Origin of the sequence: Terrirhizobium terrae, assembly GCF_030323265.1 — a bacterium.
Classification (GTDB): domain Bacteria; phylum Pseudomonadota; class Alphaproteobacteria; order Rhizobiales; family Rhizobiaceae; genus Neorhizobium.
In genome coordinates this window covers 227875-249854 of record NZ_CP104991.1, presented here as the reverse complement: position 1 = coordinate 249854, position 21980 = coordinate 227875, and the positions used below count along the sequence as shown (strand labels likewise).

13 protein-coding genes and 6 pseudogenes are annotated in these 21980 nt (G+C 60.2%); 17 read left to right on the top strand and 2 right to left on the bottom strand.

The features are described 5' to 3' along the window. Positions 1 to 17 precede the first annotated feature (17 nt). The 3 genes and pseudogenes from N7E02_RS04975 (at position 18) to N7E02_RS04965 (ending at position 3217) form a co-directional block, all read left to right on the top strand. Positions 18 to 748, top strand: a pseudogene (locus tag N7E02_RS04975) (SDR family oxidoreductase). 71 nt (positions 749 to 819) lie between these two features. Next, positions 820 to 2454, top strand: coding sequence for an FGGY-family carbohydrate kinase (locus N7E02_RS04970; protein ID WP_286578945.1), 1635 nt, complete (start codon positions 820 to 822; stop codon positions 2452 to 2454). 37 nt (positions 2455 to 2491) lie between these two features. Next, positions 2492 to 3217: an SDR family oxidoreductase gene (locus N7E02_RS04965; RefSeq protein WP_286578944.1), complete on the top strand. Its 726-nt coding sequence runs from the start codon at positions 2492 to 2494 to the stop codon at positions 3215 to 3217. A gap of 226 nt (positions 3218 to 3443) precedes the next feature. Here the strand turns inward: N7E02_RS04965 and N7E02_RS04960 are convergent, their stop codons facing one another. Together N7E02_RS04960 and N7E02_RS04955 are read right to left on the bottom strand one after the other, a co-directional pair. Then, entirely contained in the window at positions 3444 to 4343 is a 900-nt protein-coding gene (locus N7E02_RS04960) for an Abi family protein (protein ID WP_286578943.1), read from the bottom strand. A gap of 482 nt (positions 4344 to 4825) precedes the next feature. After that, positions 4826 to 7175 (bottom strand): annotated as a pseudogene (locus N7E02_RS04955) (hypothetical protein). A 246-nt stretch (positions 7176 to 7421) separates the two neighbouring features. Between N7E02_RS04955 and N7E02_RS04950 the strand changes: the two are divergent. The 14 genes and pseudogenes from N7E02_RS04950 to N7E02_RS04885 all read left to right on the top strand — a co-directional run bounded on the left by N7E02_RS04950 (position 7422) and on the right by N7E02_RS04885 (position 21883). Beyond that, positions 7422 to 8603 carry a Fic family protein gene (locus tag N7E02_RS04950; protein WP_286578942.1) on the top strand — a complete coding sequence of 394 codons (1182 nt, stop codon included), beginning with the start codon at positions 7422 to 7424 and terminating at the stop codon, positions 8601 to 8603. Between the two features lie 141 nt (positions 8604 to 8744). Further along, the gene (vapB, locus tag N7E02_RS04945; protein ID WP_286578941.1) at positions 8745 to 8975 is read left to right on the top strand and encodes a type II toxin-antitoxin system VapB family antitoxin; all 231 of its coding nucleotides are present in this window, start codon (positions 8745 to 8747) and stop codon (positions 8973 to 8975) included. Continuing rightward, positions 8975 to 9377 (top strand): annotated as a pseudogene (gene vapC, locus N7E02_RS04940) (type II toxin-antitoxin system tRNA(fMet)-specific endonuclease VapC). The gene vapB and the pseudogene vapC overlap by 1 nt, the downstream one beginning before the upstream one ends. Positions 9378 to 9779: 402 nt before the next feature. Then, positions 9780 to 10913 (top strand): transporter substrate-binding protein, encoded by a 1134-nt coding sequence (locus tag N7E02_RS04935; RefSeq protein ID WP_286578940.1) that lies wholly within the window; start codon positions 9780 to 9782, stop codon positions 10911 to 10913. Next, positions 10910 to 11491, top strand: a complete 582-nt coding sequence (locus N7E02_RS04930; protein WP_286578939.1) for an ANTAR domain-containing response regulator — start codon at positions 10910 to 10912, stop codon at positions 11489 to 11491. Before N7E02_RS04935 ends, N7E02_RS04930 begins: the two co-directional genes overlap by 4 nt. Beyond that, positions 11491 to 12330, top strand: a pseudogene (locus tag N7E02_RS04925) (ABC transporter permease); the annotation flags it as partial. The gene N7E02_RS04930 and the pseudogene N7E02_RS04925, both read left to right, overlap by 1 nt. A 7-nt stretch (positions 12331 to 12337) precedes the next feature. Further along, positions 12338 to 13258 carry an ABC transporter permease gene (locus tag N7E02_RS04920; RefSeq protein ID WP_286578938.1) on the top strand — a complete coding sequence of 307 codons (921 nt, stop codon included), beginning with the start codon at positions 12338 to 12340 and terminating at the stop codon, positions 13256 to 13258. Positions 13259 to 13282: 24 nt separating this feature from the next. Continuing rightward, positions 13283 to 14884, top strand: a complete 1602-nt coding sequence (locus tag N7E02_RS04915; protein WP_286578937.1) for an ABC transporter substrate-binding protein — start codon at positions 13283 to 13285, stop codon at positions 14882 to 14884. A gap of 64 nt (positions 14885 to 14948) precedes the next feature. Further along, positions 14949 to 15887 (top strand): annotated as a pseudogene (locus N7E02_RS04910) (acetamidase/formamidase family protein); the annotation flags it as partial. 1 nt (position 15888) lies between these two features. Further along, a pseudogene (locus N7E02_RS04905) lies at positions 15889 to 17579 on the top strand (ABC transporter ATP-binding protein). Between the two features lie 143 nt (positions 17580 to 17722). After that, positions 17723 to 18649 (top strand): LysR substrate-binding domain-containing protein, encoded by a 927-nt coding sequence (locus N7E02_RS04900; RefSeq protein ID WP_286578936.1) that lies wholly within the window; start codon positions 17723 to 17725, stop codon positions 18647 to 18649. A 225-nt stretch (positions 18650 to 18874) separates the two neighbouring features. Continuing rightward, positions 18875 to 20173: an aspartate aminotransferase family protein gene (locus N7E02_RS04895; protein ID WP_286578935.1), complete on the top strand. Its 1299-nt coding sequence runs from the start codon at positions 18875 to 18877 to the stop codon at positions 20171 to 20173. 142 nt (positions 20174 to 20315) lie between these two features. Then, the gene (locus N7E02_RS04890) at positions 20316 to 21113 is read left to right on the top strand and encodes a substrate-binding periplasmic protein (RefSeq protein ID WP_286578934.1); all 798 of its coding nucleotides are present in this window, start codon (positions 20316 to 20318) and stop codon (positions 21111 to 21113) included. Positions 21114 to 21208: 95 nt separating this feature from the next. After that, on the top strand, positions 21209 to 21883 hold the full coding sequence (locus N7E02_RS04885) for an amino acid ABC transporter permease (protein ID WP_286578933.1): 675 nt from the start codon (positions 21209 to 21211) through the stop codon (positions 21881 to 21883). The last annotated feature ends 97 nt before the right edge of the window (positions 21884 to 21980 follow it).

Genomic DNA, 21980 nt, shown 5'->3' with positions numbered 1-21980 from the left:
ACCCACAGGAGAAAGACATGGCTCAATCACTCGAAGGCAAGATTGCCGTCATTACCGGCGCCGCCTCGGGCATAGGCCTTGCGACCACGGAAAGGCTCTTGGCCAGCGGCTGCACGGTCGTCATGGTCGACTGGAACGAGAAGGCGCTAATTGATCTGGTGGCCAAGCTCGGTGACAAGGCAATCGCGCAGGTCACCAACCTGCTCGATGCCGAAAGCTGCGCCGCGATGATACCGGAAATCCTCAAGAAGGTTGATCATATCGACATTCTCTATTGCAATGCCGGCACCTATATCGGCGGCGACCTGACCGAGACGACGGCCGAGGAAATCGACCGCATGCTCAATCTCAACATCAATGCCGTGATGAAGAACGTCCATGCCGTCGCCCCGCATATGATCGAGCGCAAGACCGGCGACATCATCGTCACCAGCTCGATTGCCGGCCATTTCCCCACCTACTGGGAACCGGTTTATGCCGGCTCGAAATGGGCGGTGACGTGCTTCGTGCAGACCATGCGCCGGCAGATGATCCCGCATGGCGTGCGCGTCGGCCAGGTGTCGCCCGGTCCCGTGCTTTCGGCTCTTCTGGCTGATTGGCCGGAGGAAAACCTGCGCAAGGCAAAGAGTCCGGCAGCATCATCGAGCCGGCTGAAGTCGCTGATGCGGTGGAATACATGCTCACCCGCAATCGCAACGTGACGATCCGCGATATGCTGGTGCTGCCGACCAATTTCGATCGCGTCTGAGATCGCATTGAAGATAAGCGTCGCGCTATCTGGATGGATGGCGCGACGACCGCAGTAGAGTGGAGGATGGTATGGACAGCTATTTTATCGGCGTCGATGTGGGCACGGGCTCGGCGCGGGTCGGTGTGTTCGATGTAAAAGGCACAATGCTTGCCTCGGCCAAGCACGACATCACCATCTTTCGCGATGACCACGGCCACGTAGAGCAATCAAGCACACAGATATGGGAAGCGGTATGCGCCTCTATTCGCGATGCCATAGCCGTTGCCGCCATCGACTCAGCATCCGTCGCCGGCCTCGGCTTCGATGCCACCTGCTCGCTGGTTGTCCAGGGTGCCTCGGCCGGTGTCGGTGATGCCGATCATCCCGAGCGCGACATTATCGTGTGGATGGACCACCGTGCGATTGAACAGGCGCGGCGGATCAACGCCACTGGGCACTCTGTCCTCTCCTATGTCGGCGGCATCATCTCGCCGGAAATGGAAACACCGAAACTCCTGTGGCTGAAGGAGAACCGACCACAGGGTTATGCAGGTGCACAGCACTTCTTCGACCTGACGGACTTCCTGACCTGGAAGTCGACGGGCGCCCTTGAGCGATCATCCTGCACCGTCACCTGCAAATGGACCTATCTCGCGCACGAAGACCGCTGGGACGAAAGCTATTTCCGCACGATCGGTCTTTGCGATCTCGCCGACGAGGGTTTTCGCCGCATCGGCCAGAGGATCGTCCATCCCGGCACGCCGCTCGGAAGTGGCCTCGCCAAAGAGGCTGCAGACGCGATGGGCCTGCGCCCCGGCATCGCGGTTGCTGCCGGGCTGATAGACGCCCATGCCGGCGGAATCGGCACGGTCGCCGCGCGCGGCGGGTCGGAGGATGCGTCCTCCTGCCTGGGATATGTCTTCGGCACGTCCTCCTGCACCATGACGACAACGGCTGAACCAAGCTTCGTCCCCGGCGTCTGGGGGCCGTACTATTCCGCAATGGTACCCGGCATGTGGCTGAACGAAGGTGGGCAGTCTGCAGCCGGGGCGGCGATCGATCAATTGCTGAGCCTGCATCCCCATGCTGCCAAGGCCGCCGAAGAGGCGAGGGCACAGGGCAAGGGCCTGCCGCAATGGCTGGCCGGACATGCGCTGGACGTGGCCGGCAATGCGTCGGATGCCGTACACCTGGCGGGGCAGATACAGGTCGTACCGGAATTCCTCGGCAATCGTGCCCCCTTTGCCGATCCGTCATCGCGGGCGGTCATTATGGGCCTTGGCATGGAAAGCGGAATGGACAGTCTCGTGGCGCTCTATCTCGCGGGGCTTTGCGGCCTCGGCTACGGCCTGCGCCAGATCATCGACACCCAAGCGGCAAGCGGGGTATCGATCTCGTCCATTTCGGTGTCCGGAGGGGCCGGCACGCATCCGTTAACGCGCCAGATCCTTGCGGATGCAACCGGCATCCCGGTCGAAGTGACAGCCTGCCCGGAACCAGTGCTTCTCGGCTCGGCGATGTTGGCAGCTGTCGCGGCGGGGATCTATCCGGACCTGCGCACCGCGATGCCGGCCATGTCTTCGGTTGCCGGGCGCAGTGAGCCCGCTGGCGAAGTCGTCCACGCGCTTCACGAGGCCCGCTACAAGGCGTTCCTCGCCACACAGAAGCTCGCGAGAGAGATCCGCGGCGACCTCGAGCCGTTGCTCGCTGCAGGTTCAGCCTGAACCTGGGCCGCTCTAGAGATAACAGGAGGAAACATACATGCAGTTCTCGGGAAAATCCGTCATCATCACCGGCGCGGGTAAGGGCATTGGCCGGGCCTGTGCCAGGATCATGGCCGAACGAGGGGCAGAGGTCATCGCCCTCAGCCGGACAGTGGCGGATCTCGACAGCCTGCGCGGGGAAATCCGCGGTCGCTCGGTCGCCGTCGATCTGTCCGACCCCGCCGCGACACGTCGGGCGATGGCGGAAGCAGGCACAGCCGATTTCCTCATCAACAGCGCCGGGACCAACGTACTGGAATCGACCTTCGACATGACCGAGGCCGGGTACGAAACCGTGATGGGCATTAATCTGCGGGCAGCGCTCATCACCTGCCAGGAATTCGGTCGAGCGCGCGTGGCGGCCGGTGGTAGTGGCGCGATCGTCAACATCACCTCGATCGCCGGTCATCGCGGCTTCACAGAACACCTGTGCTATGCCGCCTCCAAGGCTGGGCTTGAAGGTGCGACCCGCGTGCTTGCAAAGGAATTCGGACCGCATGGCATCCGCGTCAACGCGGTGGCGCCGACGATTACCCTGACGGAACTGGCGCTCGCCGCATGGAGTGATCCGGCGAAATCCGAGCCGATGTTGGTGCGTCATCCGGTTGGCCGTTTCGCCGAGGTGGACGAAGTAGCTCGCACCATCGCCACCTTGCTCTCGTCCGACACGGCCATGGTCAATGGTGCGGTTCTGAGTGTGGATGGGGGATTTCTCGCTGTTTGAGCGAGCGGCTTACGACGTCATCGGCGGCACGCCCTACAGAGCGGCTGATGCCGTTGCCGACGCCACGATTCGGCTTCTTCGCGCCCTTCAAGGCGCGAAGAAATGACCAGAGCCTTGCTCGAAAAGCTAACTTGGTCTTTCCGCGAGGTCGAACGTTGGATTCCCATCAAGAGCACACTCAAAGACCGGGCCATTGTTAGAATGGCTATCCGACACTCCTAGCTAGTCAATTCCAAGCAGGGAGATTCTTCCAATTGGCCGGGAAGCCCATCGCAGCGTGGTCTGCCAGCGGACATGAATCCATCAGTCCTGCAACCTGTTCGCGCCATTGGTTGTTCGGTGCAACGATATCCATGAGATAGCCGAGAACTGCAATGGTATTGTAGACCCGCCCCTGCGCATTTCCATTCATAGCCAGCATTAAGCTTGCAGGAGACGTCGGCACAATCATCTTGACCGTCACCTGCTTGTTCCAAAGTCGGCCGTGATGGGCACAGATGTTGCGGATGTATGTCAGGTGATGGGCGAGCGATACCAAAACCGATTCATCCAACCCGTAAATCTTGGCGATCGCCTGTCGATCCGGCCGGCTCTTGAGATTATTATACCACATCGAGAGTTGCCCCAACGATATCACTTCAGCTGTCATCCAGATCGGTGGGTGCTCTGGATCGTCGTATTTGTTCCTGTAGTGAAGTATGAAGGTATCTTTCGACCTTGCCAGATCCTCGATCAATTTGGCGAAGGCTTGGGCATATCGATCGGGCCGATGATAGAGACCAGGATCGAGATAGCCGTGGGGCCCGTATTTCATGGCAAGGTGATGTGCCCAGCTGCCTCGCAAGGATACTTCAATCCTTTCGATCGCATCCATCACGAGGAGGCGCAGCCGCCTATCAAAAATGTAGAGCTCCAAGACTTGGTCGAAGGAGGTTCCAGCTTGAAACCCATGCCCACCACCAGCCTGTGGCGCGTCCTCGAATGGCAACCAGTAGGCCCGTAGCCGATAATAGCTTATATGCTGGAGGCAATGGGCAGCTTGAGCGTAATCTGGCACAGCCATTCCCCTTGCTTCCAGCAAGGCGATTTGGTCGGGGATGGAGACGGAGGGCTTTTCGAACTTCATGCTATTTCATAGGCGGATTCGAATAGCTATAAAACAAAAAACCCGCCGGGGTGCGCAGTTTCGGAACCGAGGTTCCGTCCGAGGCGTGGCGGGTGTTGTTAAGCAACGATATGGAGCAATCCTGTTAAGAAAGCAACAATGGAAGGGTAAAAAATGTACCCACCTACGTGCGTTGCAGGCCAAGCCATTGATGCTGAATCAAGATTTCTTGCAAGGGGCGATCCGACCAAAATCGAGTGTAACCTCAGGTCTGGCACGCCCTCGGGCGGCCGGGGCCATCATCATCAGCAATTCCAAGCTGCGTGAGGTGGCGGCTGGCAATCACGATAATCTTTAGCAAGTATCTGTTTTCAAAAGCACTCGTTCTCGATGAGCGAAGGCTGCATCAACGAGGTCTGCGGTTCGAGTCCCTTCAAGACCGAAACGACGAGCTCGGCTCGGACGTAAGCTGAGCCAACATCCGAGGCGAGCATCATTCGATTTTATGCAGCTTCCCAAACCTGATTGAGGATCTTGGCCGCCAGCGCGGCCTTATCTTGCGGCAGGAAGCGACCGTAGTGCTGTTGCACAACATCGGGCGTGTCCTGAATAGCGTAACTCGCCTGCTCGTATGATCCTGTCTGCTTCAGAATATGCGTCGCGAGAATGTCCCGCAGGTTATGCGGACCATGAGGCAGCAAGCCCTTGATCGCACCCCGTCCGGTATAAGGATTATAGATGCCATAGCGTTGGATGACCGTCCGCCAAGCCTCGTAGAACGTCGTCGAATTGTAGGCCGCATCGAGGCTGGTGGTCTTGACCGTCTTTACGAACAGGGTTCCGGGATCTTTGGCTCCGCCGAGCAGAACACCACGATGACGGTCGATGTAAGCGTCGAGGTATTTGTAGAGATCGAGCAGGTCGGGCAGGATCAGCCTGAACGGCTTCTGTCCGAAGAAGGAGGAGCCAGAGTTTTTGAATGCGACCGATGGGATAAGGATCTCCCACCCATGGTCGCGATCGCTCCACCGTAACTCGCCGCATTTCATGTCTTCAAGCCGGCGCTCTGATGTCGGATAATGTCCGCGCGGGCAGACGCGGAGTTGGCGAAGGTTCTTTTGCCTTAGCCCGAGATGGAGGCCAAGCCGGAGGAGGAGGAAGGACCTGACGGATTCGGCCGCCGGCCGCGGGTATCGGCTTTCATCAGGCATCCGCTCAAGGATCTCGTCCGTAACCTTACGATATTCCGCCAAGGGGCTCTCGGCCTCGAGGGCACACATGATCGGCTCAAACGGGTCGCGGTGAACACGCATGACGCGTTGGATTTCCTTGAATCGGTTAGCGGCATGCCGATGAAACGCATCGCAAGCGCCATGCCAATCGCGAGCCGCGAAATCGATTTCTTCCTGCTCGATCAAACCCGCGATGGGCCTGACATTTCGAAGGAGTTCCGGGTGCTGCCGGATCCAGCCGACGTCCACGCGAGATAGGGCTTGGGCGACCATCAACATGTCCTCTTCCCATTTGGTGTAGAAACCACGCCGCTGTTCCCGCCACTGTAGATACCAATCCCAAACACCGGGGAAGACGAGAAGGCCGAAGCTCAATTGGCTGACTGGCACGCCGAAACCCTTCACGGCACCGTTTGGCGAGGCAGCCAGCGCACCAAACATCAGACCGAGGTGCTTGATCTTCTGTGAGGCCGTTTCTTCACCCCAGACGCCATTCCGCTGAAAGCCAATAGCCGTCAGTGTCGAAGTCTTGAAGCGGATGAGATCAGCCATTTCCATTGCAAGCCTCGGCGGCGCGTCGACAATGCCGGAGAGCAGATCAGGATCATCAAGTTCTGCCGCGAGGGTCTGATTGACACCGGCCGCGGAGGCCAACGATCGAGCGGAAAGAGAGCTGCCGCCATAAGTGACGCCGGGAAAACGTATGGCATAACGCTGCTTGCTGGCTGCCGCCTGATAGCGGCGATATTCCGTAGAGCCGGAAATGATCACCCGGCGAGGATCTCCTCGCGCTTAGAAAAGGGCAGGCTGTTGAAGTCCTCGGGCAGATGCAATGAAATCCTTCGACGCTCAGCCGGGCTGATGTCACCGAGATCGTGACCATAAAGCGAGCGTGCCTAATGCGGCAGCTTCTCCTTGAAATAACCCGCCGAAAGTCGATAGCGTCGCTCGATGCGCTGAAGGATAGTGAAACTGGCAACAGATCGGGGCACGCGCTCACCCTGGATCCAGGATAGCAATGTCTTATTGTCGAAGGTCTCGTTCAGATGAACAACGGCGCGATAAAGCTGCCAATAGGTGTCGCCAAACCGACGCATATGATAGACCAGTGCATCCTGAAAGTCCGCCGGATCTTCTGTTGCGTCGAATAGTGGTTCCGGGAAAGGGCTGATCTGTTTTGGAGCGGGCCCACGTGGCGCAGATGCAGACGGGGCAGAGTTGCCATTCGCGGTCGCACGTTGAGGCTTCCTGGCTGAGGTTGCGGAGGCTGCTTTTTTGGCGGGCGCCATCTTGTACAGGCGAACCATTGGCATTGGCGGCCGTCTCTCTTCGATTGCTGGTGTTGCACCGAGCCACCGGATGATTGCATCCAAGCCCGGCTGCAGCTGCTTTTTCAGTTCTGCCGTCAAATCGGCTCAATCCCGCATGCCTGACTGATCGTCGTCCAGTCGATATGGCCATTCAGGAGCGGGGGCGATTTCCGGTAGATAATCAAGCTGACCAGGAAGGGCCGGACGTTCTCCAGTACCCGCCTGGATACAATCGGCGCGATACCTACCTCGCAGAATTGGGATATTTTTCGCTGAAAATGGCGTGATGAAATGTCGTTGGTCATAATCATTCCGTTTCTCTCGGCGACAATGCCGAGGGCGAGCGGAAATAGGGGGCGAGCGTTAAGAATGGATGTATCGGGCATGGCAATTCAAACGCTGCGTAATTGTTGCATTCATGCCCCTACGCAAATCACTCTGGCTCAGTGCTCGGGAATTCGATGTGCTCGCGTTAATTAAGCGTGCTTATTTAAGTCTATCGCTTATTTAAACGAAGTGCGTCTTGCTTAAATAATGGGTGAGGCCGATAATCGGTCATGTCTGATTCCAAGTCCAAACATCGCCTGGGTCGTTTCGTCGAGACGATCGCTGCCAATGAAACAGTGGGGGCATTCGTGCCCCCACCATTGCCGCCCGAGCCCGCGATTGATGTGCTCTCGTTGCTCGAGCGTCTCAGCCTGGCAGAACGCGCGCTGGGACGCCTGGATGGTATCACAATGCTGCTACCGCGACAGGAGCTGTTTCTTTATATGTATGTTAGAAAGGAAGCTGTTCTTTCCTCGCAGATTGAAGGCACGCAGTCGACGCTTTCCGATCTCTTGCGGTTTGAGACTGAAGCCCAGGCGGGGCAGCCGGTTGATGATATCCGTGAAGTTTCCAACTATGTAGACGCCATGATGTATGGTTTGGAGCGGCTGGAAACGCTGCCCATGTCATTGCGTCTGATCCGCGAGATGCATGCCCGGCTCCTGCAGAGTGGGCGAGGAGGCACAAAGGATCCAGGAGAGTTCCGCCGCTCGCAAAATTGGATCGGTGGCACGCGCCCCGGTACCGCACTCTTTGTGCCGCCACCCGTCACTGAAATGGCCGGTTGCCTGGATGAGTTCGAGCGCTTTATGCATGAAGACCAATCTCGGTTACCGGCACTCATCAAAGCTGGCCTGCTGCATGTGCAGTTCGAGACGATCCATCCATTTCTCGATGGTAATGGTCGTATCGGCCGCCTGCTTGTAACCCTTTATCTGTGCATGAACGGCGTTCTGCGGAAGCCGCTGCTCTATCTCAGCCTCTATCTGAAGTCTCATCGGAGAGAGTATTATCGGTTGCTACAGGAGGTCCGCGAGAATGGAAACTGGGAAGCCTGGCTAGACTTTTTCCTCGCCGGCGTCGCCGACACTGCCAATCAGGCATTTGAGGCTGCCACTCAGATCGTCGATCTCTTCAAGGAAGATCGGGAGCGGATCACGATGGAGAGCGATAGAGCAGGGTCTGCCCTTCGCATTCACGAGCTTTTTCAGCAAAACCCGTTTCACACGGCGAACCAGATTGTTCAGATAACAGGTCTGTCCGCACCTACGGTCAACGCAGCACTAGCCGATCTGGAGCGATTGGGCATTGTTGATGAGGTCACCGGCCGCAAGCGTGGCCGCGTGTTCAGCTATCGACGATACCTTGCAATTCTAAGCGAAGGTACCGATCCCCTGCCTCTCAGTTCATGACAAATAACTGGGCCAAAGGTTCGATCTTCATCAAGAGCTCAACAGAGGCCTGTCGAATGTGGATGTATATCCCATTGACATATCCTTAGCCGCGCATTAGCTTCCGGCATATCCCATCTGTAGATGTCAGAGGAGTATGTCATGGAGCAGGGTGCGGTATTCCGGAGTAATCGTAGCCAGGCTATCCGGCTTCCTAAAGCAGTCGCACTTCCGGATGATGTGAAGCGTGTCGATATCGTCGCGGTTGGGCGTACTCGAATTATAGCCCCTGCCGGCGAGGTCTGGGATAGCTGGTTTGACGGCGCCGCTGCAACGTCCGACTTCATGAGCGAACGTTATCAGCCTGCGTTGCAAGAGCGTGAGGCATTCTGATGTTGAAATACATGTTGGACACCAACATCTGCATCTTCACCATCAAGAACAAACCAGAGCACTTGCGAGATGCGTTCAATCGCCACCACGGTCAGCTTTGTATTAGTTCAGTCAGCCTGATGGAACTGATATATGGAGCAGAGAAGTCGGCTAGCCCGGAACGCAACTTGGCCATCGTTGAGGGATTCTGCCGCCCGCCTGGAAGCGCTATCTTATGACGAGATAGCGGCGGTCCATACTGGCCAGCTGCGTGCTGAACTTGCACGAAACGGAACGCCCATTGGTCCATTTGATCAACTTATAGCTGGACACGCTCGGTCACGCGGATTGATCGTCGTCACGAACAACCGCCGCGAGTTTGATCGCGTGGCAGGCTTGCGCGTCGAAGACTGGACGGTCTAACTCACTGAGATGTTCCCGACTAATTGTCCAATGTGACTGGGCTAAATAGAAATCTACCAGGTTAGCGGTTCTGATCTCATCAAGAGCATAACGATGATGTGCTCCACAATTTTTGCGCCAGCGAGGCGTGGAATTGTCCGGGGCTAAGGCTCATGTCGGTGGGACGCCGATGAGCCGTTCATGATCGCAATCGGCACGCTGTTGCATTGATGTCAACATCATTGGAGAACGAGACACTTCCCCCTTGACTTGCGGCTATTGTCTGTATTTTAATCAAGCCCGCGGATTAGGCAGGTTTCGATCCGCGCTTCACATGACTTCGATGTCGCTGGGCAGTTTCGCCCCATGACGCCCCGCTGATCGGCGGGAGTTGCGTCATGGGGCTTTTGCATTTGGGCTATCATGAACGACGCGCTGAAAATCGGTGTCCTCTACTCCACGACCGGGCCTTATGGAGCGATGGGCGTGGACGCCCGCGATGGCGCGATGCTGGCCATCGAGGACAATGCTAAGCGGACGGGACGCGTCATCGAACCGGTCCTCTACGAGCCGCATGCCAGCCTGCAGGGCTATCTGGACGGGGCGCAGCAGATGTTGCGCGCCGACTGCCGCCATATCGTCGGCACGATCACGTCCGCGGCCCGCAAGGAGGTCATTCCTCTGGTCGAGAAGCATGACGGCCTGCTCTGGTACATGTGCCCATATGAGGGGTTCGAGGCCAATGAAAGCGTCATCTATATCGGCGGCTGCCCGAACCAGCATCTGATTCCCGCCTTCGAGTATCTCATCCCCCGTTTTGGCGCGCGGCCCTATCTCACCGGCGCCAATTACGTCTGGGGCTGGGAGATGAACCGGCTTGCGCGCGAGCTGATCGCCAATGCCGGCGGCGAGATATTGGGCGAACGCTACCTGCCGCTGGAGGAGACCGCGGTGGAGCGGATCATTTCGGAGATCGCCGAGCGGCGCCCGAGTTTCGTCCTCAACAATCTCATCGGCCCTTCCAGCTACGCCTTCCTTGAGGCGATAAAGGCGCTCGGCGAGGCGGATCCGTTCTTCCGCCCGGAAAACTGCCCGGTGGTCAGCTGCGACCTGATGGAATGCGAACTCGACCTGATCGCCAAGGGATCGGCGACCGGCCAGCTCTGCGCGGCCTCGTATTTCGGCACGCTCGATACGCCAGAGAACCACGACTTCAAGTCCCGTGCCGCCTTGCGCTATGGCCATGACCGGCGCATTTCCAGCGTCTTTGCCAGCGCCTATGTGGCCGTCGATCTCTGCGTTTCTGCGATCCTGGCGGCCGGCAGCGACGAGCCCGGGGCGGTCCGCCGCGAGGTGCATGGCCGCAAGTGGCCCTCGCTGTTGGGCTCGCTTGAGATAGACAGACGCACCAATCACGCCGCCCTGCCGTTTCACCTCGGCCGCATCAACGACGACAACGGCTTCGATGTTATCGCCTCCCGTCCTGCGCTTGCCGCCGACCCCTATCTCACTACGCGCGGCACTTCCATGCCCGCCAAGCTGAGGATAGTGTCATGAGCCGGACGCCGAATTTCACCGGCTGGCAGGCCGTGATCCTGCATCGCGAGGACAGCAATATCGAAAGGCTGGAGCGCCAGTTCGGCCTGCTCGGCATCCGGGCGACGCGCCGCTGGGAGCCACTTTCCACCTGGGCCGAGGCCGATCTCGTCCTGGTCGACGCGGACCAGGGGTGGGACGATCTACTGCCACAGACGGACGGCATGTCGGGCAAGCCGCTGGTCGCCCTGCTCGGTTCCGAAGCGCCCGGCCGCATCGCCTGGGCGATGGACAAGGGCGCAGGCGCGATCATTCCGAAACCGGTCGCCTCCTCCGCCATCTTTCCTGCGCTCGTCATGGCCGTGTCGATCCACGAGGAACGCCGCGCCGCGAGCGACAAGCTGCGCCATCTCGAGGAGCGTGTCCGCATGCGGCCTCTCGTTCATGCGGCGGTCGAAAAGCTGCGTGGCGCGCGAGGGCTCACCGAGGATGAGGCTTATGCGGCCTTGCGCGGCTGCGCCATGCAGCGCCGGCTGACGATGGAACAGGTTGCTGCAATGCTGCTCGGCGGGGCGGAAGCCCTGCCGGAGGTCGGCTGATGGGCATCGTCCGTTCGCTTCTACGCCAGCCGACGGCGGTCTTCGGGCTGCTCGTCGTCGTCGCGGTCGCCGTGCTGGCGCTCGCCGCGCCGCTGATCGCGCCTTTCAGCCCCGACGAGCAGATGTTCGACGGCCTGACGCTGGAAGGCGCCCCGATGCCGCCCGGCGGGCAGTTCCTGCTTGGCACCGATACGCTTGGCCGCGACCTCCTTTCGCGCATGCTTTATGGTGCGCGCACGTCTCTGATCATCGGTCTCGTCGCCAACGGCATCGCAGTGACGATCGGCCTGTTCATCGGCATCGTCGCGGGCTACCTGCGCGGTCTGGCGGGTAATATTCTGATGCGCTTCACCGACCTGATGATGGCATTCCCGGCTCTGCTGCTCGCCATCGTGCTGGCAGCGCTGCTGAGGCCCAGTCTCTGGATCGTCGCGATGGTGATCGCGCTGGTCAACTGGGTGCAAGTGGCGCGCATCGTCTATACCGAGACGCGCGGCCTCGTCGAACGGGATTTCATCATGGCCGAACGTTCACTCGGCGCCGGCCACGGCCGCATCCTGTTCCTGCATATCCTGCCGCATCTGGTGCCGACGGCGATCGTCTGGGGAACGCTTGGCATCGCGACGACCGTTCTGCTCGAAGCGACCTTGTCCTTCCTCGGCATCGGCGTGCAGCCGCCCGAGCCGTCCTGGGGCAACATCATCTTCGAAAGCCAGAGCTATTTTCAGGCGGCGCCCTGGCTTGTCTTCTTCCCCGGCATGGTCATCCTGCTCACGGCACTCGCCTTTAATCTCGTCGGTGATGCCCTGCGCGACATCCTCGATCCGACGCAGCGGGGAGGGGCTGATGGGCTTCACGCTTCTTCGCCGGCTCGGACAGGCGTTCCTGATCCTCATCGGTGTCGCCGCCATCACCTTCGTCCTGCTCTACGCGCTGCCGGCCGATCCTGCGCGGATGATCGCGGGCCGCAGCGCCACCGCGCAGACGGTCGCCTCCATCCGCCACGAGCTCGGGCTCGACCAGCCGCTTCTCGTCCAGTTCTGGACCTATCTTTCCGGACTGCTGCAGGGCGATCTCGGGCGATCCTACGCCCAGAAGACGGAGGTCTGGACACTGATCGTCGCGCGCCTGCCGGCCACGCTGACGCTGATGGCGGCGGGGATCGCCGTCGAGGTCGTGCTCGGCATCACATTCGGCACGATCGCCGCCATAAAGCGCGGCGGGACCGTCGACCGCGTGGTGATGATGGCGTCCTTCGTCGGCGTCTCGGCACCGCAATTCGTCGTGGCGCTGCTGCTGCTCTACGTCTTTGCCGTGACGCTCGGCTGGTTTCCGATGAGCGGCTACGGAAGCTTTGCCCATGTCGTCCTGCCGGCCATGACTCTCGGCGTGCTGGGCGCCGGATGGTATGCACGCATGGTCCGTTCGGCGATGATCGACGTCCTGAACCAGGACTATGTGCGCACGGCCCGCGCCAAGGGGCTCTCGTCGCGCCGGATCATCTTCCGCCACGCGCTTCCCAACGCCATCCTGCCAATCGTCGCGATGATCGGCATCGATATCGGCCAGTTCATGGGTGGCGTGGTCGTGGTCGAGGCCGTCTATGGCTGGCCGGGCATCGGACAGCTTGCCTGGCAAGCCATCCAGCAGGTCGACATCCCGATCATCATGGGCGTGACGCTGACATCCGCACTCGCCATCGTCACCGGCAATCTCATTGCCGATGTCACCGCACCCTTCATCGATCCGCGCATCCGAACATCCTGACCAAAGCCAAAAGGGGAACTTATAATGCTCAAGAGCTGGTTACTTGGAACGACGACTGCCGCGACGATCATGCTTGCACCTTTCGCCGCAATGGCCGAGGGCAAGGATATCGTCGTGACCTACAAGGACGACATCGTCACGCTCGACCCGGCCATCGGTTATGACTGGGTCAACTGGTCGATGATCAAGAGCCTCTATTCGCGCCTGATGGATTACGAGCCGGGCACGGCCAACCTCGTGCCCTCTCTTGCCGAAAGCTTCGAAGTGGCACCCGACGGCCTCAGCTACACCTTCAAACTGCGCAAGGGCGTGAAATTCTCGAACGGCCGCGACGTGGTGGCTTCCGACGTCAAATATTCGATCGAGCGGGCGATCGACCCGAAGACGCAGGGGCCGGGTGCCGGCTTCTTCGGCGCGATCAACGGTTTCGAGGACCTGACCGGCGGCAAGGCGACCGGCCTTTCGGGCATCGAGACGCCAGATGACGGCACCGTCGTCTTCAAGCTTTCGAGGCCGGACGCGACCTTCCTGCATGTGCTGGCGATCAATTTTGCCTCCGTCGTGCCGAAGGAGGCCGTCGAGGCAGCTGCCGGCGACTTCGGCAAGCACCCGGTCGGCTCTGGCACCTTCGCCCTCAAGGACTGGGTGATCGGCCAGAAGCTCGTCTTCGAAAAGAACCCGAGCTACTATGTCAAGGACATGCCGAAGATCGACAGTGTTACCGTCGAAGTCGGCCAGGAGCCGCTCGTCGCGCTGCTGCGCCTGCAGAAAGGCGAGGTCGATATCGCCGGCGACGGCATTCCGCCGGCAAAATTCCTGGAGATCAAGAACTCGGCCGATGGCGCGCAGATGATCGTCGACGGCGAGCAGCTTCATACCGGCTACGTGACGCTGAACACCAAGGTAAAGCCCTTTGACGACTTGAAGGTGCGCCAAGCGGTCAACCATGCGATCAACAAGGAGCGTATCGTCCGCATCCTCAACGGCCGCGCCACGCCCGCCAAGGAAGTGCTGCCGCCGCTGATGCCGGGTTACGACAAGGACTATCCGGGCTTTGCCTATGATGTCGACAAGGCGAAGGCATTGCTTGCCGAGGCAGGACTGGCGGACGGCTTCGCGACCGTCCTCTACGCCACCAACACCGACCCGCAGCCGCGTATCGCGCAGGCGATCCAGCAGGATCTGGCGGCCATCGGCATCAAGGCCGAGATCTGCGCGCTGGCGCAGGGCAACGTGATCGCTGCCGGCGGCACCGAGGGCGAAGCCCCGATGATCTGGTCCGGCGGCATGGCCTGGATCGCCGATTTCCCGGATCCTTCCAATTTTTACGGCCCAATCCTCGGCTGCGCCGGCGCCGTGCAGGGCGGCTGGAACTGGTCGTGGTACTGCAACGAGGAACTCGACAAGCGCGCTACGGCGGCCGATTCCATGTCCGATCCGGCAAAGTCGGCAGAGCGTGTGGAAGCGTGGAAGAAGATCTTCACCGACGCTATGAACGATGCGCCATGGATCCCCGTCACCAACGAGCGCCGGGTCGTCGCCAAATCGCTGCGCATGGGCGGTGAAGACAACGTCTATATCGATCCGACCCGCGTCATCAACTATGACGCGATCTTCGTGAAGTAGCGCCAAGAGGGATCCCGCCTTCCCGGCAATCCGCCGGGAAGGTGCAACTTTCCGGAGACATGCCATGTGCAGCATCTGCAATCACACCATTCACAGCGCCCAGCATAATTTCGGCTGGAACCGCGACTTTCCCCGGCGCTGACGGCAAAGCCGGGCGAGACCATTCTCTTCGAATGCATGGATCTCGTCCGGTGGCCAGATCGGGGCCGACGCGACGCTTGCGACGCTTGCCAATCTCGATTTCGGCAAGATCAACCCGGTCTCCGGGCCTGTTTATGTCGAAGGCGCAAAGCCGGGTGATGCCTTGAAGGTGACGATCCGCAAGTTCCATCCTTCTGGCGTCGGCTGGACTGCGAATATTCCTGGTTTCGGCCTGCTGGCCGATCAGTTCAAGGATCCGGCCCTGCATGTCTGGACATATGACAGCGTCTCCATGGCGCCATCGGCCTTCGGGCCGGGCGGCAAGGTGCCGCTGAAACCGTTCACCGGCACGATTGGCGTTGCTCCGGCCGAACCCGGCCTGCACTCGGTCGTCCCGCCCCGCCAGGTTGGTGGCAATATGGACATCCGCGACCTTACGACCGGGGTGACGCTCTATCTGCCGATCGAGGTGGAAGGCGCGCTGTTTTCCGTCGGCGATACGCATGCAGCCCAGGGCGATGGCGAGGTCTGCGGCACGGCGATCGAAAGCCAGATGAATGTCGAACTGACGCTCGATCTCGTGAAAGGCGCCAATTTGAAGACGCCGCGCTTCACCATCACCGAGCCGGTCACGCGCCATCTCGACGGCATGGGTTATGAGGTGACGACCGGCGTAGGCCCGGACCTGATGACCGGCGCACGCGACGCCGTCATACGGATGATCGATCTCTTGACGGCCGAGCACGGTTATAGTGCGGTCGACGCCTATATGCTCTGCTCGGTCTGCGGGGACCTGCGGATCAGCGAGATCGTCGACATGCCGAACTGGGTGGTTTCCTTCTATTTCCCCGGATCGTGCTTTCATGACGGAGGCGGAAAGCCGGGACAAGCCGGTGCTGCGGGTCGAAAACCTCTGCGTCGATGCGCGCACGCCAGAAGGGCTGAAGCGGGTTCTCAACGATATCAGCTTCGAGCTCAGGGCAGGGGAGACGCTCTGCCTTGCCGGCGAAAGCGGGTCGGGCAAGTCGGTGACATCACTCTCGATCATGAGGCTTTTGCCAAAAGCTTCGCTGCGGGTCACGTCCGGCAATGTCATCCTGGGCGATCGGGAACTGACACGGCTTTCCAACAGCCAGATGCGGCATATCCGCGGTGGCGAGATCGCCATGATCTTCCAGGAGCCGATGACGTCGCTCAATCCGGTTATGAGCATCGGCGCCCAGCTGACCGAGGCGATCCGCGAGCATCAGCAGGCGGATAATGCAGAGACTGTCGCTCGACAAATGCTGGAGGCGGTGCATATCGCCGATCCCGCGCGACGCCTGAAGCAATATCCGCACGAGCTTTCGGGCGGCATGCGCCAGCGCGTCATGATCGCCATGGCGCTCTCCTGCCGGCCGAAAGTGCTGATCGCCGACGAGCCGACCACCGCGCTCGACGTGACCGTACAGGCCCAAATCCTCAACCTGATGCGTGAGTTGAAGGGGAGTTCGGAACCTCGATCGTCATGATTACCCATGACATGGGTGTCGTGGCCGAAATGGCCGATCGCGTGGCGATCATGCAGAATGGCCGCATCGTCGAGCAGCGCAATTCGCTCGATCTGTTCAGCAGCCCGTCAGAACTCTATACGCGCCGGCTGCTTGCAGCCGTGCCACGTCTCGGCGCTTTTGTGGGCACCGACGGTCCGCCCAGGGTTTCGAAAGAGGCGCCACAGCCGAAGGAGAGGGCGACCGCGCCGATCCTCAATGTCCGCGATCTCAGCGTCAGTTACGGCCATGGTACGGGCATGTTGTTTCGCTGGCAGGCGCCAACCGCGACCGTCCGAGACATTTCCTTCGAGATCATGCCGGGCGAGACGGTGGGGCTGGTCGGCGAAAGCGGCTCTGGAAAATCGACGACGGGCAAGGCGGTGCTGGGCCTCATTCCCTTCTCCGGCTCGGTGCAGATCGACGGCTATGACATTTCCCGCCTGTCTCACCACGAGTTGAGGCCCGTCCGCCGCTCGGCGCAGATGATCTTTCAGGATCCCTATGCGTCCCTCGATCCGCGCATGTCGGTCGGCAAGGCGGTTGCCGAGCCTTTGACCATTCACGGCATCGGTACGCCCGCCGAACGGCGCGAACGGGTTGCGGATCTCTTGCGACGGGTCGGGCTGACGCCGGATGCGGCGACACGCTATCCGCATGAATTTTCCGGCGGCCAGCGCCAGCGCATCTGTATCGCCCGCGCGCTTGCGCTCGAACCGAAACTCATCGTCGCCGACGAGAGCGTTGCGGCACTCGACGTGTCGGTGCGCGCGCAGGTGTTGGACCTGATGCTCGAACTGCAGGAGACGATGGGCCTCGCCTATCTCTTCATCTCCCACGACATGGCCGTCATAGAGCGGATGTCGCACAAGGTCGCCATCATGCGCGGCGGCCAGATCGTCGAGGCGGGCACGCGCCGCGAGATCTTCGAGAACCCGCGCGAAGACTATACCAGGGCGCTGATGAAGGCCGTGCCGATCCCGGATCCGACGGTCTACCGATCTGCGGGGCGCTTCGCAGGATAGCGAGGGCGCCATTCATGCCGCACTGCCGGCTCCGCATCGCCGAAAATCGAAAGTTCGTGTGGCGCTTGAGTAGTGCCTTGTCGCGGCGAGTGATTTCGCCCATTCTTTTTTCTGTTGGGTTTGGCAGGTGACCGTGAGGATACATGACTGAACGGGTACTGCCGTTGCGTGGGATTTCTGTTTTCGAGGCCGCGGCGCGAGCGGAAAGCTTTCATGCGGCTGCGGAGGAACTGAACCTGACACCCTCCGCCGTCAGCCATCAAATCCGGCTGCTCGAGGCAATCCTCGGCGTGCAGCTTTTCGACCGGGTGGGACGCGGTGTCACGCTGACGCCGGAGGGCGCGGAATACGCCCGGTCGGTCCGCCACAGTATACGCTGGCTGCGTGCGGCCACAAGCGACATGAGGGCGCGCGGGCAGAACGGAAGCGCTCTGGATGTCGTCAGGATCGAAGCTCCTCCGTCCTTCGCCCATTCCTGGATCCTGCCCCGGCTGGCGGATCTGCTGGCCCTCCGACCGGGGCTGGATATCCGGCTGAACGCTCAGGGTTCATACCTTCAGGGCGAGAGATTGCCTTGGGAACCGCTGGCAGATGCGCCGGCCGATATCCAAATCGTCTATGGCGACGATATGTGGAAGGACCGCGCCTCCTTCATGATCAGCGAGACCTTCCAGCCCTTCTGTGCGCCAAGCCTGATGGCGGCCCATTCGCTCAAAACCCCGCAGGCGCTCCTCGGCCAGACACTGATCAGCACGTTTCACAACCATATGTCGTGGGAGGAGTGGCTGAACCTGCAAGGTGTCCAGCTCGACATGAATCCGGTCAACAGGATCCAGCTGGACCCGTCCTATCTCGCCATACAGGCTGCCGCGGATGGCCTGGGTATCGTGCTGGAAAGCAGTATCCTGGTGGAGCGAGAGGTAAGGGCCGGCACGCTTGTTGCGCCGTTTCCGCAGCTCGAACGTCCGGGCCTGGGCTACTGGATCTTCACGCCGTCGACGAAAAGGCCGAGCGCGACAGTCGATGCCGTCATCGATTGGCTGATGAGCGCCGCAGAGCTTGGCAACTGACCAGATTGGATATGTTTCCGCCGCAACGGTAGCGCTCGGTGCGTTGACCGGCTGACATATTGTGACCAGCGCCGGATCGCTTTTCCAATGATGAATTTTTCTCTTCGATTGGGGCAAAGTCTTTTCGCTTTTCATGCCTCGCGCTCGCATTAATCTCTCGAAAACGGATCTCGAAGACGCGCTTGTCGTCGGGGAGCAACACGAACAAGAGAGTTCATTTCATCAATGAATGCCGATGAGCAAACTGTGATCAAGGCCGACAAGTACCTGCTGCGCTACATGGGGCTGGGTGGCGATTTCACGCCCTTCATACCGGAGCGCGCCGAGGGATCTTGGCTATATGACGCTTCGGGCCGCCGTATCCTCGACTTCACCTCCGGACAGATGAGCTCCGTGCTCGGCCATGCCCACCCGGAACTCGTGGCGACCATCCACGAGGCCTCCAGCCGGCTCGACCACCTGCTCAGCATGATGCTGTCGAAGCCGGTCGTGGATCTGGCCGAGGCGCTGGCGGATCTCGTGCCGGAACTGCCGCGCTCGATGTTCCTCTCGACCGGCGGTGAATCGGTCGAGGCGGCAATCCGTCTGGCCAAGGTCGTGACCGGCAAGTGGGAAGTGGTGGGTTTCGCCCAGTCCTATCACGGATCGACGGGTGCGGCGGCGTCGGCCACCTATTCGATCGGGAGGCGCGGTCACGGGCCACTGATGCCCGGCGCCTTTGCCATCCCCGCGCCCAATCTGTTCCGCCCGCGCTTTCCCGGCGTGACATGGCAGCAGGAGCTTGACGACAGTTTCGAACTCCTCGACCGCCAGTCGACTGGAAATCTAGCAGCCTTCGTTGCCGAGCCGATCCTGAGCACGGGCGGCGTCCTCGACCTTCCTGTCGGCTACCTTGCCGCCTTGAAGGCTCATTGCGAACGCCGCGGCATGCTGCTGATCGTCGACGAGGCCCAGACGAGTCTCGGGCGCACCGGCGAGATGTTTGCCTTCGAGCGCGACAAGGTGGTGCCGGACATTCTGCTGCTGTCGAAGACGCTTGGCGCGGGCATGGCGATGTCGTCGGTCTCCACGTCGGATGAGATCGCGGAGACCGCCTACAGCCGCGGCTTCATGTTCGCGACGACGCATGTCAACGATCCACTGCCTGCTTCCGTAGCCCTCAAGGTGCTTCAGATCATTCAGCGCGATAGACTGGTCGAGCGAGCGGCGGTGCTGGGTACCCGCCTGAAGAAGGGCCTGCAGAACCTCATGCAGCATCACGAATGCATCGGGGACGTTCGTGGCCGTGGATTGCTGCTCGGCATGGAATTTCTTCCGCTTGCAGGCCAGACCGGTACGGCCATTTCCCAGAAGGTCACACAGGTCGCGCTGGACCTCGGCCTTTCAGCCAACATCACCGGTGCTTACACATCCGGCGTCATGCGCTTGGCGCCGCCGATCACGTCAACGGAAGAGGAGATCGACTTCGGACTGAATGCACTGGACACGGCAATCGGGAGGGTTGTCGAAACGCTCAGGAACTGATGCGCGATTGCCTATGATCCACGATTGTCCGCTGGATCGAGGGTGTCTGGAATGAAGCAATGACGCCCGTTCGGGAAGACGGGCGGAAGATAGAACCGGTCGGAAGGGAGGAGCCAAACCGGGCCAACCAGAGGGAAACAAAATGGACTTCACACGTCGCAGCATTCTCATCGCATCGGCCGCGGCCGGCATCGTCGCCATGCCTTTCATTGCTCACGCCGAAGGCGTGCTTAATGTCGGCTCCTACCCGAACAATCCTCCATTCGAAGCCAAGAACGCCAGCGGCGTTTTCGAAGGCTTCGAAGTCGACATCGTCACCGAGGCGGCGAAACGCGTCGGCATGGCGGTCGATATCGTAGGCTATGACTTCCAGCCGCTTTTCCCGGCCACCAGTTCTGGCCGTATCGACGTTGCGATCTCATCGATCACCATCACCAAGGAACGCCTCGTCTCGCAGGCCTTCACCCAACCTTATTACGACTCCGCCATGGGGATTGCGGCGAAGGATAACGGCGCAATCAACAGTCTCGCGGACCTCAAGGGCAAGGTCGTCGGCTCGCATTCGGGTTCAACCAGCCACAAGTGGTTGGTGGACAACAAGGACAAGTACGGCTTTGCCGAGGTGAAGAGCTACAACAGTCCGCAGGATGCGTTGCTGGACCTTTCTGCCGGACGCGTCGATGGTATTACCAGTGACGTTCCGAACATGGAATATGCCTTCACTAAGATGAAGGGCATGCGCGTGGTGGAGCGCATCAAGTCGGGCGAACAATACGGCATGATGATGGCCAAGAACTCGCCCTATCTCGTTAAAATCAACGAGGCGCTGACCGCCATGAAGAAGGACGGCAGCATGCAGGCCATCCACAAGAAGTGGTTCGGCACCGACGCACCGAAGCAGTCATCCACGGTGCTCGAAGCGGAAGTGCCGAAGGGCTGACAAAGGCACGCAAGTGCCAACGTCAACCGGGCCGGTGGAGGATCGCTCTGCCGGCCCGTTCCGACACTCCGACTTCACGATTCCTCCGGACGCCCATGACCCTCATCGATACATTCTTCAATATCGACGTCTTCGTCGACGCCTTTCCGGCGCTGCTTCGTGGCGTCATCAACACCCTGCTGCTCGGGGTCCTGGCCATCTGCCTCGGCATTCCAATAGGCATGTTCATCAGTCTCCTGCGGCTCTACGCTCCCCGGCCGGTCCGCTGGCTCACCATCGGCTTCATCGACATTTTTCGCGCGGTGCCGCTGCTGGTTGTCCTGATCCTGATCTACTACGCGTTGCCATTCATCGGCGTACGCCTGTCGGCGGGGTTTTCGGCGACACTCGCCTTTACCCTCGTCATGTCGGCCTATTCGGCGGAGGTCTTCCGCAGCGGCATCGAGAGCATACCCAAGGGGCAGTTCGAGGCCGCGCATGCGCTCGGCCTGTCCTTCGTCACGACGCTGCGCAAGGTCGTTCTGCCGCAGGCGATCAAGCTCGTCATCCCACCGACCACCAGCAATTGCGTGTCGATGTTCAAGGATACATCGCTTGCCTCTGCGGTGGCCCTGCCGGAACTGTTGAAGGAGGCCAATGATGCGCAGGCGTTCTTTGCCAGCCCTACGCCCTTGATCGGCGCGGCCATGATCTACCTCGCGTTTCTCTGGCCAATGGTCCGGCTGGTCAATTACGTCGAGCGGCGCAGCAAGCTGCCAAATGGCCGGTGAGGCTGACATCAGCCTCATGACCTTGATAATGAGATCTGGGGAAGTCAGTTCAACTAGGGACAGCTTCGAAGATCCATTGTCTGAATTGCTTGTGTGC